Source organism: Proteus sp. fly-1067 (genome assembly GCF_040139345.1).
In the GTDB taxonomy this organism is placed as follows: domain Bacteria; phylum Pseudomonadota; class Gammaproteobacteria; order Enterobacterales; family Enterobacteriaceae; genus Proteus; species Proteus vulgaris_B.
Map to the genome: position 1 here is coordinate 43,031 of NZ_JBEEUL010000016.1, position 14,708 is coordinate 57,738.

Consider the following 14,708-nt stretch of genomic DNA (forward strand, 5'->3'; position numbering starts at 1 on the left):
GAAGTATTGAAATAATATGAAAGCGGCAACCGCAGTGATAGATCGCCGCGCTCTGCGTCACAATTTTCAGCATGTGAGAGACTATGCCCCACATAGCCACCTGATAGCTGTCGTGAAAGCAAACGCTTATGGTCATGGGTTATTAGAAACAGCGTATACCTTAATGGATAATGCTGATTGTTTTGGTGTTGCACGTATTGGTGAAGCATTAACCTTACGAAGTGGGGGCGTTGTAAAACCCATCCTCTTATTAGAAGGTTTTTTTGATATTGCTGATTTACCTATTTTGGTTGTCAACCATATTGAAACTGTTGTTCACAGCCAAGAGCAATTAGAAGCCTTAGAACAAGCTAATTTAGATGAACCCGTTAAAGTATGGATGAAAGTCGATACTGGCATGCACCGTTTAGGCATACGCCCTGAAGATGCACAAGCCTTTTATTTACGACTTTCTGCCTGCAAGAATGTACAACAACCTGTCAATATTGTGAGCCATTTTAGTCGCGCTGATGAACCCGATGTTCCTGAAGTAACACAAAAACAAATCTCACTATTTCAAGATTTTATTCAAAATAAAGCTGGTGATAAGTCTATCGCAGCTTCTGCTGGTATTTTATTTTGGCCTCAAGTTCATTATCAATGGGTTCGCCCCGGCATTATCACTTATGGCATCTCTCCTACTGGTGATGAAAGAACGGGCAAAGACTTTGGTTTAACCCCTGCAATGACGCTAAAAACAAGTCTGATCGCCGTTCGCAAACATAAAGCGGGTGAACCCGTTGGTTATGGTGGCACATGGGTAAGTGAAAAAGACACTTATCTTGGCGTTATCGCCATTGGTTATGGTGATGGCTATCCTCGCAGTGCGCCGTCCGGTACTCCTGTGTGGATTAATGGTCGAAAAGTGCCGATTGTGGGCCGCGTTTCTATGGATATGATCAGCGTTGATTTAGGGTCTGAACTTATTGATAGTGTTGGTGATGAAGCCATTTTATGGGGAGATGTGTTGCCCGTAGAAGAAATTGCCAAATATAGTGGCATTAGCGCCTATGAGTTGATTACAAAATTAACCTCGCGCGTCATCATGGAATACCTAGACGAACAATAATACACACGATATTGTATCCCTATGACACACTCAAAGTGATTGGAGAAGAAGCCGTGTTTCAACAGGTTGAAGCGTTTCCGGGAGATCCCATTCTCTCATTGATGGATGTTTATAACAAAGACCCACGTCAGGATAAAATTAATTTAAGCATTGGTCTTTATTATGATGAAGAAGGCAAAACCCCTATTTTAGGAACAGTGTCAGTTGCACGCCAGCAACTCAATGCCATGACACCCACAGCAACACTTTATTTACCAATGGAAGGGCTGGCGCCTTATCGTAGCGAAATTCAAGATCTCCTTTTCGGTACAAATAATCCTCTAATTGCAGAAAAGAAAATTGCCACAATACAAACATTAGGTGGATCAGGGGCACTAAAAGTCGGTGCTGATTTTCTGCATCGCTATTTCCCAAGATCAGAAGTGTGGATAAGCGATCCTACTTGGGATAATCACGGCTCTATTTTTGCGGGTTCAGGCTTTAAGGTAAATTATTACCCTTACTTTGATCCTGAAACTAAAGGCGTTAAATTTGACGCACTCTTAGATTGCTTTAAAAAACTGCCTGAAAAAAGCATTGTATTAATGCATCCTTGTTGCCACAACCCAACAGGTTCTGATCTGACTAAAGATCAATGGGATCAAGTCACTGAAGTATTAAAATCTCGCCAAGCAATTCCATTTTTAGATATTGCTTATCAAGGATTTGCTGAAAACTTAGATGATGATGCTTACGCTATTCGTACTATGGCGAAAGCAGGATTACCAATACTTATCAGTAATTCGTTTTCAAAAATCTTTGGGATCTACGGTGAACGTGCGGGCGGTTTATCCATTGTTTGTGATAACGCCACTGAATGCGAACATGTATTAGGTCAACTAAAAGCAGGTGTACGTCGCATCTATTCAAGCCCAGCAAATTACGGTGCACAAATTGTCAATAAAGTACTCTCAGACCAAGTGTTAACAGCACAATGGCAAAAAGAAGTAGCACATATGCGTGATCGTATTAAAGAGATGAGAGTCACTTTAGTGAATGCCTTAAAAGTAGCATTACCTGAAAAGAATTTTGATCACTTATTAACACAACGCGGCATGTTTAGTTATACCGGTTTTACACAGGCACAAGTTGATAGATTACGAGAAGAATTTGGTATTTATCTTGTTGGTACAGGTCGTGTTTGTATGGCTGGTGTCAATACAGGTAATGTTCAGCGCATTGCCCAAGCTTTTGCCGCTGTAAGTATTTAAATTACTCACACTCTTTCACGATAAAAAATACCTGCCTATTCTCATAAGCAGGTATTTTTTTACTGCATAACAACATTCACTGTCATTTTAGGTTTTGACCTTTTATACATTGACAGCCTGCTTCTTTTCCCCGGCATTACGACGCGCTTTTTCTTCCATAATCTCAATAATTTGAATATCCGTATATTGCATTGCACGGCTGGCTAATGCACAAAGGTTTGCAATTGAGCTATCAACATCGTCACTAACAATACCATCAGTACCCGCAACACTTTGATTTTGCATCGCCATTAATACTGCTTTATAAGCACTCGCTGCACTACTCGATACTTTCATTGCACAGCTATTTGATGCGCCATCACAGATAATGCCACTGATATCACCAATCATACTGTTGATAGACATACTCACTGTAGTGAAATCTTTTGTCAGTAACCATGCCATTCCTGCAGCCGCGCCCATTGAAGCTGTGGTTGCAGCACAAAGAGCCGAAAGAGGTGGAAAATGGCTATGGACATAAATCGCCATTAAGTGTGATAAAACTAACGCACGCAATAAAGTTTCATCATCAGCATGGATAAATTCAGCAACAACCATAACAGGTAATGTTGCTGCGATCCCTTGATTACCTGAGCCTGAATTACTCATTGCAGGTAATACCGCACCACCCATGCGAGCATCAGAAGCAGCTGATGCTCTGATCATGATTTCATTAAGTAAATCTTTACCTAACAACCCTTTCTCTTGTTGCAGAATTAATGTACGACCAATGGCTAATCCATAGGTGTTTTTTAGCCCTTCTTCTGATAAAGCACCGTTTAAATGGGCAGCATTGAGCATAAACTCAATCTCATTCACAGGCACATTAAGTGCGAAGTTATAGATATCTTCGGCACAAACATCAGTAAAAGGTTTTTCATCAGTACATTCACAATTATTGGCAAATGCTGTTTTATCTTCCTCAAAAACAACGTCACCATTACATTCACAACGAACAATATGTGTATGCTCTCTTGCAATACTGACAATGGCATAACCAGATTGGCCATACACTTTTGCTTCAGAATAAAGAACGTCTTCACATGGAGCTTTTACACCAACAGTGACTTTACCTTCAGCAACCAGTGTTTTAGCTTGAGCAACTGCTTCCGCGGAAGCCTTTAGCAAGACTTCCAGCCCTGCATCAGGATCTCCACCCGTTGCACCCAGCGCAGCTGCAATAGGAAGCCCAGCCATTCCCGTTCCAGGTACGGTTACGCCCATTCCATTTTTCATTAAGTTTGGTGAAACCCAAGCCTCAACACGAACAACTGGCTCACCTAAAAGCGCGGTTGCTTTTGCCGCTGCCAGTGCTAATGAAATTGGCTCTGTACAACCTACTGCAGGTTTAACACCTTCACGTAACTGGCGAACAAACTGTGACCATAAATGAGAATTCTTGTTCTTGCTCATAATCTAACACCTTGGATTAATTTAGTTTTTTACAACAACGTCTAACTAGAACCGAAGTTGGCGACTATGAGAATGCCAAGAACGGAGAGATAACGAGCAGTAAACCGGTAAAGATAATCAGGTATAGTGACGCACCTTTGTATTTGTGTAACATAGGTACTTTGTACACTAAGTATGCAGGAATAAGGCAACCCACCATACCGAAGATTGGGCTACAAATTGACGTAAAGCTCAATACAGGCGCATTAAGAATGATGGCACCCCATGCCAGTAGCACGGCGAAAATCATAATGCCGTTTTGTACCCATTTTTGGTTGATTTTTTCAGTAGGGATATAACGTTGCAGAATATTCATCACAATCCCTTGTGTTGCTTCACGGAAACCTAAATAAACACCAAAGAATGCAGTCATTACAGCAAAGATATTAAGCATAACGCTAACAACTGTTACCCAGCCGCCAGGGAAGAATTTCGCCGCAATCGCTAATGCTGAGATATTTTGTTCGTAGGCTTTAACGGCTTCATCATGACCCATTGCTAATGTGAATGAGATTGCATAGAAGAAAACAGTACAGAACAACACACCGAAAGCGATGTTCATTGCTCGTAACGCTTTATGACGAGCAACTTCACGGTTTTTATTACGACCACGGTAAGAGATAACCATTGGGCTTAATGTTTGGATAAACAGAATTGAAGTCAGTGTAAAAGGTAAAGTGATAATAGCTTCTTTAATTAAACGTCCTGCTGGAGGTAATGCTCCCACATTATAAAGATGCCACATACCAATCATGGAGATCCCTAACGCTGCAACAACAAACAGTTTAGTCAGCACCATAAAGCTTGATACTTTAAACAGTAATTGTTCACCACGAGAAGAGATAGCAACTAAGGCACAAATCAGGATCAAACCATAGAATGGATTTTCTGATAGTAAACCTTCAGTAACACCAAATGTTTGTAAGTAAGAAGCACTGTCATTGGTGATTGCTGTTGAGTAAACAAACATCCAAATAACTAACATCACAAAGTAGAGTGCACCTAATAAAATACCCCAGTTTTTACCGAGATAGCCGGTAATAACGCTTGGGTAGTCTTTACACTCTGGAGATTCAGCCAACGTATTGATAAATAAGCGCTGGAAAAGGTACATAGCTGGATAACCAATGATAGAGGATAGTAGGAAAACCCATAATCCCATCAGGCCGACCTGTACAGGTAAAAACACAATACCTGCACCGATAGCCATACCGATACTCATGATAACCCAGCCCACATCATTGCCGTCGAATTTAATAGCCGCACGCCATTCTTGTTCTGTCATACCTGCGCGGCGAGCGCCAGCACTAGTTGCGGGATAGCTTGTGGTCTCTGTTTTTGAGGAAGCCGTTTCCATATTAGTACTCACTTTTTATATTGTAATTGTTAATAGCAAAACGAATTTTGGGGGTAAAAAAGCTCTATCTAACGTTGCGATATCAAAATAACCTTATTATTTGCAGGCGTTATTTATTATGGGTAAATGATAGGGAATATTACGGAGAAAAAAGTTGTTATAAATCGTGATAGCCTGAAATGATTTGGAAAATAATTCTCCCTTAAGGAGAAAAGTAGGATTATCTGTTCAAAGAGCATAGTAAATAATAACCTTCCCTCTATTGTAACCCCCGAAAACACACAACCAATTGATTAATAAATGAAAATATTTATTGTCATACAATAATAATCAAGTATAACAATTGAAACAAATCACCAAACAAACTGTGCTGTCTATCACGATATACTGTGATAATCTTTTCTATTTAGCTTTGTTGTATCGTATTTGGTTAAAATTACGTTACAAAACAGCATGAATAACTATTTAATCTATTTTTTTATAAAAATGAGAATTAATAAGATAAAAATATATAAGGAAGTGAATAGTGAAAAGAGAATACTTTTTTCAATAGAATTAAATTCTATCATTTATGATAGATTTACTTTTCTTGAAGAAAAGCGCTACAAACAATAAAGGGTTTATTATCTGTAGCGCTTAGATTATAAGGTAATAAATAGCCTGGTACTAATAACCACGCTCTAGGATTGGCTTTAAGAATCTTGCGGTATGTGAACCTTCAAATTCGGCAACTTGCTCAGGTGTGCCCGATACCAAAATTTGTCCGCCACCACTTCCGCCTTCTGGGCCGAGATCGACAATCCAGTCTGCAGTTTTAATGACGTCAAGATTATGCTCAATCACCACAATCGTATTACCTTGATCACGTAACTGGTGTAAAACGTCAAGTAACAGTTCAATATCAGCGAAATGAAGTCCTGTTGTGGGTTCATCTAAAATATATAATGTCTGCCCAGTACCACGTTTTGATAGCTCTTTCGCCAACTTAACCCGTTGTGCCTCACCACCTGATAATGTTGTCGCAGATTGTCCCAAACGAATATAAGACAGCCCAACATCAATCAATGTTTGTAACTTACGAGCCAGCGCAGGAACAGCATCAAAAAACTCTCTTGCCTCTTCGATAGTCATATCCAAGGCTTCGTGAATATTTTTCCCTTTGTATTTAATTTCAAGGGTCTCACGGTTATAGCGCTGACCTTTACATTGATCGCAAGGAACATAAACATCCGGTAAAAAGTGCATTTCAACTTTTAATACACCATCACCTTGGCAAGCTTCACAGCGGCCACCTTTTACGTTGAAACTGAAACGACCCGGCGTATAACCACGAGTACGAGATTCTGGAACACCCGCAAATAACTCACGAATAGGTGTAAAAACGCCAGTATAGGTTGCTGGATTTGAACGAGGAGTTCGGCCAATTGGGCTTTGGTTAATATCGATAACTTTATCGAAATACTCGAGACCTTCAACATCTAAATAAGGCGCAGGAACAATAGTTGTAGCACCATTTAATTGACGTTGCGCAATAGGGAATAACGTATCATTGATAAGTGTTGATTTTCCTGAACCTGATACCCCTGTAATACAGGTAAATAAACCTACTGGTAATTTCAGATTTACATTTTTTAAGTTATTGCCTTTTGCACCAAGAATGGTCAGCATTTTTTCTCGATCAACCGGAACACGTTGCTCTGGAATAGCGATACGACGCTCACCACTTAAGAACTTACCCGTTAATGAATTCGGATTATTAATAATATCTTCAAGTGTCCCCTGAGCAACAATCTCACCACCATGAACGCCCGCGCCTGGGCCAATATCGATAACATGATCTGCTGCACGGATAGCATCTTCATCATGCTCAACAACGATCACGGTATTACCCAAATTACGCAGGTGGATCAATGTTTCAAGTAGGCGATCGTTATCTCGTTGATGTAATCCAATAGAAGGCTCATCTAATACATACATAACACCCACTAATCCAGCACCAATTTGGCTCGCCAAGCGAATACGTTGCGCTTCACCACCAGATAATGTTTCAGCTGAACGAGAAAGTGTGAGGTAATTTAAGCCAACATTGACTAAAAACTTCAGTCGATCGCCAATTTCTTTTAACACTTTTTCTGCAATTTTCGCTCGCTGTCCACTGAGTTTTAAGTTTTGGAAAAAGGTCATGGCATGACCAATACTGTAATCTGCAATTTCAGGCAACGTCGTATTTTCAACATACACATGGCGCGCTTCTCGGCGTAAACGCGTACCACCACATGATGCACAAGGACGGTTACTAATATACTTAGAAAGTTCTTCACGCACCGCGCTTGATTCTGTCTCACGGTAACGGCGTTCCATATTATTTAGTACACCTTCAAAAGGATGATGACGAACAACGACATCACCTCGGTCGTTAGTGTATTTAAATTCGATATTCTCTTTACCTGAGCCAGTTAAAACTATTTTTTGGATATTATCTGGCAAAGAATCAAACGGAGCTTCAACATCAAAATGATAATGTTCACTCAGTGAGCGTAGCATCTGGAAATAGTAGAAATTACGACGATCCCATCCTTTAATCGCACCACCAGCAAGAGAGATCTCACGGTTTTGGATCACTAAATCGGGATCAAAAAATTGCTGAACACCTAAACCATCGCAGGTTGGACAAGCTCCTGCTGGGTTGTTAAAAGAGAATAAACGAGGTTCTAACTCGCTCATGCTATAACCACAAACAGGACACGCGAAATTCGCAGAAAAAATAATGTCTTCTGCATTGTTATCATCCATATCAGAGATAACGGCAGTGCCACCTGAAAGTTCTAATGCGGTTTCAAAAGATTCTGCTAAACGTTGAGCGAGATCGTCACGAACTTTAAAACGGTCAATCACCACTTCAATAGTATGTTTTTTCTGTAATTCTAATGTCGGCGGATCAGAAAGATCGCACACCTCACCGTCAATACGTGCACGAATATAGCCTTGAGCGGAAAGGTTATTCAGTAGCTTAATATGCTCACCTTTACGCTCTTTTACTACGGGTGCTAACAGCATTAAACGCTTGCCTTCAGGCTGTTCAAGCACATTATCAACCATTTGACTGACTGTTTGTGCTGCTAATGGAATATCATGATCAGGGCAACGAGGCTCACCAACACGCGCAAATAAGAGACGTAGGTAATCGTGTATTTCGGTAATTGTTCCCACCGTTGAACGTGGGTTATGTGATGTAGATTTTTGTTCAATCGAAATAGCGGGAGATAAACCTTCAATGTGATCAACATCAGGTTTTTCCATTAACGAAAGAAACTGACGAGCATAAGCAGAAAGTGATTCAACATAACGTCGTTGCCCTTCTGCATAAAGCGTATCAAAGGCCAAAGAGGATTTACCTGAGCCTGAAAGTCCCGTAATAACAATAAGTTTATCGCGAGGAATGACCAAATTGATATTTTTTAGATTATGGGTGCGAGCGCCCCGTACTTCGATTTTATCCATGAATATATCCCGGATTGAGAGAGTCGCCGAAAAAGAAATAATCGGATAATTATGACACAAAGTTAACTGAATGGATATACAGTATATATAGTGAAATTGAATGATGATGTAAACCTGTCATTTTGAGACAAAAAAATATCGACAATGTTCACAATTGAGAAATTCATCACACGTCATATTCAAATTTTAGCGTACGTGATAAACTTATTCGCTTATGATTTCAAAAATTTTACTTTCGCAGGAGTACCTCACATGGCGAGCAGAGGCGTAAACAAAGTTATTCTTATCGGTAATTTAGGGCAGGATCCAGAAATCCGTTATATGCCAAGTGGCGGTGCAGTTGCCAACCTAACACTGGCAACATCAGAAAGCTGGCGCGACAAACAAACCGGTGAAATGAAAGAAAAAACCGAGTGGCACCGTGTGGTAATTTTCGGCAAATTAGCTGAAATTGCAGGCGAATATCTGCGTAAAGGTTCACAAGTGTATATCGAAGGTCAATTACAAACACGTAAATGGCAAGACCAAAGTGGTCAAGACAGATATAGCACTGAAGTTGTCGTTAACATCGGTGGCTCAATGCAGATGTTAGGTGGTCGTGGTGGTCAAGATGGTGCGCCTTCACAAGGTGGTCAAGGCGGTTGGGGTCAACCACAACAGCCACAAGCATCACAACAATTCAGCGGTGGTGCGCAATCTCGCCCAGCACAACAACCCGCAGCAGCTCCAGCGCCGAACAATGAACCACCAATGGATTTTGATGACGATATTCCGTTCTGACGGTTACTTGAGACCTAGTTTTGTTAAGTTTTAGAAAAAATCATCTAAAACCATCTGAAAAATTAACCCAGCTTAGGCTGGGTTTTTTGTTGATAATTATTACAGATCACCATGAAAAGTTATTTTCATAAACCCCACTTTACACAAAGGTTTGCTCTTGAAAAATATGATAGGATCTGTGTTATTAACAACGTCTGAGAGCATCTTATCCCCATGAATGAAGAGAAATTGCTCGCTCAGGCAGAAAAGATCTGCCAGAAACGAGGTGTCCGCCTGACTTCACAACGTCTGGCAGTATTGCGTCTGATAATGCAGCAACCTTCTGCTATTAGCGCATACGATTTATTGGATTTATTACGCCAAGTTGAGCCACAAGCAAAACCACCTACTGTCTATCGCGGGTTAGAGTTTTTACTTGAGCAAGGATTTATCCATAAAATAGAATCCACCAACAGCTATGTGCTTTGCCATCATTTTGATGATGTTGAACATACGTCAGTAATGCTAATTTGTGACCGTTGTTTATCTGTCACTGAAAAGAATAGCCATAAAATCGAAGATGCGATTTCATTACTGGCAAAAGAGAGTGGGTTTTATTTACGACATAGCGTTATCGAAATTCATGGATTGTGTTCACAGTGCCACGAAGCACAAGAGTGTACACATCCTGAAGGTTGTCACCATGATCACAGTATGGATGATAATCTTAAGCAGAGAAAAACCGGCGACTATAAGCCTCGTTGAGCTTATAAAAACAAAAAGCCAGCTAAATGCTGGCTAATACATGTTGTTCTTTTGAATTCTCACTTCAGCTAATGAATAAGCTTTACTCTCTTCACGCTTACCAACAGCAATAACTAAAATCACAACTTCAGAATCAATAACTTGGTAAACCAATCGAAAACCAGATGCTCGTAATTTAATCTTATAGCAACCCGCGAGATCATCTTTTAAGCGAGCTGACTCTATATAAGGGTTTTCCTGTAATTTTTTTAATTTCTTTTTAAATTGTTCTTTAATGCTTTGATCGAGTTTCCGCCATTCTTTCAAGGCACGCTTATCAAACTCAAGATTAAAGATCATCAATATTTACTCTTATACGTTTACTTGGTTTTTTCAAGCGTTCACGTACAACAGCTAAAATATCCTCATCTTCATCCAGCTCCCCAACAACGACAGAAACTTCTGAGAAAGGTAATTTTTCATTTTCAGAAACATAACGTAGAAATAATCTTATGGCATCTGAAGGAGACAGGTTCATTTTTTCAAATACTTGATAAGCTTCTTTTTTGAGCTCATCGTCTACTCTAACTTGTATCGTTGCCATAAGCACCTCCGTAATTAAAACACATCATATTGTAATTACATTTGTAGTGCAATGGTGTTTTTTTATACAAATCAGAAATAAAAAATGCAGATGATTTTGTGGTTTTACACATCATCTGCATTTTTTTAAAATAAGTTGTATTGACTTACTTTGGTACAAATTACAGCCATTCGCCGTTACGAATAACCCCTACTGCTAAACCTTCCACAGTAAAGCTTTGTTCGCGTAAATCGACAATAATAGGTGAAAATTCTGGGTTTTCTGCATGAAGTTCAATTTTATTACCGCTTTTCTTAAAGCGCTTTACTGTCACTTCATCTTCAATACGTGCCACAATCACTTGCCCGTTATGAACATCTTGTGTTTTATGCACAGCAAGTAAGTCGCCATCCATAATACCGATATCTTTCATCGACATACCATTAACACGCAATAAAAAATCTGCACTTGGCTTAAATAGCATTGGGTCAACTTGATAATGGCTTTCAATATGCTCTTGCGCTAAAAGTGGTTCACCCGCAGCAACTCGCCCAATTAATGGCAGTCCTTCTGGCTCTTCTTCCATTAGCAAACGGATACCTCTAGATGCACCAGAGATAATTTCTATCACACCTTTACGAGCAAGAGCTTTTAAGTGCTCTTCTGCCGCATTTGGTGAGCGAAACCCAAGTTGGGAAGCTATTTCAGCCCGTGTTGGTGGCATACCCGTTTGCGAAATGTGATCACGAACCAAATCGTAAACCTGCTGCTGCCTTGCAGTTAATGCTTTCATTCCGCCCCCTGTTTGTTTATACAGTCAGACTGTGAGTATATACAGGTATATGACGATTTGAAACCTTAAATGAATATAAAACACGCATCTTTGGATTATTTTTCGACAAAAATCGAATTTTTTAACTTTATGCGAAGAAATGCCCCCAAAGAATGGTTACCCAAGTAAATAATCCCAATATAATAGCAATGAGAACGGCGGCAGAACCCATATCTTTTGCACGCCCTGATAATTCGTGGTATTCAGATCCAATTCGATCGACAACCGCTTCTATTGCACTATTTACCAGTTCCAAGATCACAACCAATACAACGGAACCAATGAGTAAAATGCGCTCTAGACCACTGACATCTATAAAAAATGAAAGGATAATTGCAACCAAGGTCACAATTGCTTCTTGTCTAAAAGCGGCTTCATTAATCCAAGCAGCACGAATGCCCTTGTATGAATAGCCACCAGCTTTGATGATTCGGGTAAGACCTTTATTTTGATTAGCCATAATAAACTCTATCGAAAACAAACGATTATTTTGCCACTTTTCTCTATTAATATTGTCACAGCACCACAGATCTACGAAAGACTTTCTGTTATGCTTTCGAAGTATTGCTAATAAGAGGCTACAACTATTTATGTCAGCTTGGCGTAAACTATATTATAACACATTGAATTTACCACTAAAATTACTGGTAAAAAGTAAACGAGTTCCGACTGATCCTATCACTGAGTTAGGGTTGGATACGTCGCGATCTTTCCTTTATGTGCTACCTTATCATTCAAAGGCAGACTTACTGACATTAAGACAGCAATGTTTATCTTTAGGATTACCTGATCCACTGCAACCTATTGAGATAGGTGGTACTAAGCTCCCTGCGTATGTCTTTATTGATGACGGTCCAAGAGTATTCCGTTACTACTCACCTGATCCTCGTAAAGATTCCGTGAAAACATTCCACGCTTATCTTGATGCTCATCGTAATAATCCACACCTTGATATCGAGATGTTGCCGGTTTCCGTGATGTTTGGTCGCTCTCCTGGCCGTGAAGGTCATAATGGCGTTCCACATCTGCGCGTACTTAATGGGATCCAAAAATTTATCGCTATCCTCTGGTTAGGTCGTGATAGCTTTGTTCGTTTTTCACCTACTGTATCAATGCGTGAAATGGCAAACGAACACGGTACTGACACCAGTATAGCCCGAAAGCTCGCACGTGTTGCGCGTATCCACTTTTCTCGCCAGCGTTTAGCTGCTGTTGGTCCGAAATTACCAGCACGTCAAGATCTCTTCAATAAATTGCTTTCATCGAAAGCCATTGAAAAAGCAATTGAAGATGAATCAAAAGCGAAAAAAATCTCACTGGATAAAGCTCGCAAAAATGCCACTGATATCATGGAAGAAATTGCAGCTAATTTCTCATATGAAGCAGTGCGTATTAGTGATCGCGTATTAAGTTGGACATGGAATAAGCTCTATCAAGGTATCAACGTCTATAATGCCGAACGTGTACGTAAACTCGCTCAAGATGGGCATGAGATTGTTTATGTACCTTGTCACCGTAGCCACATGGACTACCTATTGCTTTCTTATGTGCTTTATCATCAAGGCTTAGTTCCTCCACATATAGCTGCGGGTATTAACCTTAATTTCTGGCCAGCAGGCCCGATTTTCCGCCGTTTAGGGGCTTTCTTTATCCGAAGAACCTTTAAAGGTAACAAGCTATACTCCACTATTTTCCGTGAATATTTAGGTGAGCTATTTACACGTGGCTACTCTATTGAATATTTCGTTGAAGGTGGACGCTCTCGTACAGGTCGATTGTTAGATCCTAAAACAGGAACACTTTCAATGACAGTACAAGCAATGTTACGCGGTGAAACACGCCCTATCTCTGTTGTTCCTATTTATATTGGGTATGAACACGTTATGGAAGTGGCAACCTATGCCAAAGAATTACGTGGCGCAACAAAAGAGAAAGAAGGCTTTATGCAGATGGTGAGGGGTTTACGCAAATTACGTAACCTTGGCCAAGGTTATGTTAACTTTGGTGAACCTATCTCTGTTGCGCAGTACTTAAATCAAGCGGTTCCACAATGGCGTGATGATATTGACCCCATTGAGCCACAACGCCCAAGTTGGTTAAATCCAGCCGTAAGCGCACTGGCTGACAATATTATGGTTCATATCAATAATGCAGCCTCAATTAATGCAATTAACTTAGTATCAACGGCACTGTTGGCATCACGTCAGCGAGCACTCACTAGAGAACAGCTGTTAGAACAAGTCGATTGTTATCTACAATTATTACGTAATGTGCCTTATTCGGCTGACATGATTGTGTCTGATAAAAATGCTGAGGCGTTATTAGAACATGCTCTGCAATCAGATAAATTCTTAGTCGAAAAAGATAGTTTGGGTGATATTGTGGTGCTTCCTCGTGAAAGTGCGGTATTAATGACTTATTACCGTAATAACACGATCCATTTAATGGTTACTCCATCGTTAATTGCTAGCATCATCTTGCATCATGAAAAAATCCATCGTGATGATTTAATGAAACAGGTTGAATTAATCTTCCCTCTAATTAAAGCAGAGTTATTTATTCGCTATGAGAAAGAAGAGCTACCTGAAGTCATTAATACCTTGATAGCAGAACTTTGTCGTCAGCGTCTAATTTGTTGTGATAGTGATGGCTTACTACGCATTAACCCAGCTCGTATTCGTCCATTGCAGCTCTTAGCAGCTAGTGTTAGAGAAACATTGCAACGTTATGGTATTACGCTGTCTTTACTCAATTCTGCCCCTGAAATTAGTCGTGCATTATTGGAAAAAGAGAGCCGTATCTTGGCACAACGTCTTTCTGTATTACATGGCATCAACGCACCTGAATTCTTTGATAAAGCCGTATTCTCTACCTTAGTTTCAACACTGCGTGAAGAAGGCTATCTCAACGATAACGAAGATATCCTAAAAGCAGATGCATCTGCTCTTTACCAAGTGATTGCAAAATTAATGTCACCAGAAATTCGCTTAACCATTGAGAGTGTCGGTGTCACTGAAGATAATAATTCAGCACAGATAATTAATGAAAAAAGTGAGCCTTAAGCTGATAAATAATCAGTCATA

Annotated in this window: 12 protein-coding genes; 5 read left to right on the forward strand and 7 right to left on the reverse strand. The window is 40.0% G+C overall.

The genetic code is table 11. The features are described 5' to 3' along the window. Window positions 1–16 precede the first annotated feature (16 nt). Window positions 17–1,108: an alanine racemase gene (alr, locus tag ABN217_RS17140; RefSeq protein ID WP_072070927.1), complete on the forward strand. Its 1,092-nt coding sequence runs from the start codon at window positions 17–19 to the stop codon at window positions 1,106–1,108. A 53-nt stretch (window positions 1,109–1,161) separates the two neighbouring features. After that, entirely contained in the window at window positions 1,162–2,358 is a 1,197-nt protein-coding gene (locus ABN217_RS17145; protein WP_349459688.1) for an amino acid aminotransferase, read from the forward strand. Window positions 2,359–2,460: 102 nt separating this feature from the next. Here ABN217_RS17145 and ABN217_RS17150 read toward each other — a convergent pair whose 3' ends face one another. From ABN217_RS17150 to uvrA, 3 genes are all read right to left on the reverse strand, one after another. Continuing rightward, entirely contained in the window at window positions 2,461–3,810 is a 1,350-nt protein-coding gene (locus ABN217_RS17150; protein WP_196554566.1) for an L-cysteine desulfidase family protein, read from the reverse strand. A gap of 64 nt (window positions 3,811–3,874) precedes the next feature. Next, window positions 3,875–5,206, reverse strand: coding sequence for an SLC5/6 family protein (locus tag ABN217_RS17155; RefSeq protein ID WP_072070930.1), 1,332 nt, complete (start codon window positions 5,204–5,206; stop codon window positions 3,875–3,877). Between the two features lie 666 nt (window positions 5,207–5,872). Next, window positions 5,873–8,707: an excinuclease ABC subunit UvrA gene (uvrA, locus tag ABN217_RS17160; protein ID WP_072070931.1), complete on the reverse strand. Its 2,835-nt coding sequence runs from the start codon at window positions 8,705–8,707 to the stop codon at window positions 5,873–5,875. Window positions 8,708–8,959: 252 nt separating this feature from the next. Here uvrA and ssb1 point away from each other — a divergent pair, with 252 nt between their 5' ends. Both ssb1 and zur read left to right on the forward strand, forming a co-directional pair. Then, window positions 8,960–9,487 carry a single-stranded DNA-binding protein SSB1 gene (ssb1, locus tag ABN217_RS17165; protein ID WP_088494417.1) on the forward strand — a complete coding sequence of 176 codons (528 nt, stop codon included), beginning with the start codon at window positions 8,960–8,962 and terminating at the stop codon, window positions 9,485–9,487. Window positions 9,488–9,700: 213 nt separating this feature from the next. Next, window positions 9,701–10,231: a zinc uptake transcriptional repressor Zur gene (zur, locus tag ABN217_RS17170; RefSeq protein ID WP_072070933.1), complete on the forward strand. Its 531-nt coding sequence runs from the start codon at window positions 9,701–9,703 to the stop codon at window positions 10,229–10,231. A gap of 33 nt (window positions 10,232–10,264) precedes the next feature. Here zur and ABN217_RS17175 read toward each other — a convergent pair whose 3' ends face one another. From ABN217_RS17175 to ABN217_RS17190, 4 genes are all read right to left on the reverse strand, one after another. Continuing rightward, window positions 10,265–10,570 carry a type II toxin-antitoxin system RelE family toxin gene (locus ABN217_RS17175; protein WP_196554567.1) on the reverse strand — a complete coding sequence of 102 codons (306 nt, stop codon included), beginning with the start codon at window positions 10,568–10,570 and terminating at the stop codon, window positions 10,265–10,267. Beyond that, complete coding sequence (locus ABN217_RS17180; RefSeq protein ID WP_196554568.1) at window positions 10,560–10,814, reverse strand: type II toxin-antitoxin system RelB/DinJ family antitoxin; 255 nt, start codon at window positions 10,812–10,814, stop codon at window positions 10,560–10,562. The genes ABN217_RS17175 and ABN217_RS17180 overlap by 11 nt, the downstream gene beginning before the upstream one ends. A gap of 160 nt (window positions 10,815–10,974) precedes the next feature. Beyond that, a complete protein-coding gene (lexA, locus tag ABN217_RS17185; RefSeq protein ID WP_072070935.1) occupies window positions 10,975–11,586 on the reverse strand; it encodes a transcriptional repressor LexA in 612 nt (203 codons plus the stop codon). 127 nt (window positions 11,587–11,713) lie between these two features. Continuing rightward, window positions 11,714–12,085 carry a diacylglycerol kinase gene (locus tag ABN217_RS17190; RefSeq protein ID WP_006536373.1) on the reverse strand — a complete coding sequence of 124 codons (372 nt, stop codon included), beginning with the start codon at window positions 12,083–12,085 and terminating at the stop codon, window positions 11,714–11,716. Between the two features lie 130 nt (window positions 12,086–12,215). On the opposite strand from ABN217_RS17190, the gene plsB reads away from it, so the two are divergent. After that, on the forward strand, window positions 12,216–14,687 hold the full coding sequence (gene plsB / locus ABN217_RS17195) for a glycerol-3-phosphate 1-O-acyltransferase PlsB (RefSeq protein WP_196554569.1): 2,472 nt from the start codon (window positions 12,216–12,218) through the stop codon (window positions 14,685–14,687). Window positions 14,688–14,708: the final 21 nt, after the last annotated feature.

Coding starts and splice junctions, on each gene's coding strand:
- ssb1 (WP_088494417.1), top strand. CDS start 8,960: ATGGCGAGCAGAGGCGTAAACAAAGTTATTCTTATCGGTAATTTAGGG.
- ABN217_RS17190 (WP_006536373.1), bottom strand. CDS start 12,085: ATGGCTAATCAAAATAAAGGTCTTACCCGAATCATCAAAGCTGGTGGC.
- ABN217_RS17175 (WP_196554567.1), bottom strand. CDS start 10,570: ATGATCTTTAATCTTGAGTTTGATAAGCGTGCCTTGAAAGAATGGCGG.
- ABN217_RS17150 (WP_196554566.1), bottom strand. CDS start 3,810: ATGAGCAAGAACAAGAATTCTCATTTATGGTCACAGTTTGTTCGCCAG.
- lexA (WP_072070935.1), bottom strand. CDS start 11,586: ATGAAAGCATTAACTGCAAGGCAGCAGCAGGTTTACGATTTGGTTCGT.
- plsB (WP_196554569.1), top strand. CDS start 12,216: ATGTCAGCTTGGCGTAAACTATATTATAACACATTGAATTTACCACTA.
- uvrA (WP_072070931.1), bottom strand. CDS start 8,707: ATGGATAAAATCGAAGTACGGGGCGCTCGCACCCATAATCTAAAAAAT.
- ABN217_RS17180 (WP_196554568.1), bottom strand. CDS start 10,814: ATGGCAACGATACAAGTTAGAGTAGACGATGAGCTCAAAAAAGAAGCT.
- zur (WP_072070933.1), top strand. CDS start 9,701: ATGAATGAAGAGAAATTGCTCGCTCAGGCAGAAAAGATCTGCCAGAAA.
- ABN217_RS17155 (WP_072070930.1), bottom strand. CDS start 5,206: ATGGAAACGGCTTCCTCAAAAACAGAGACCACAAGCTATCCCGCAACT.
- alr (WP_072070927.1), top strand. CDS start 17: ATGAAAGCGGCAACCGCAGTGATAGATCGCCGCGCTCTGCGTCACAAT.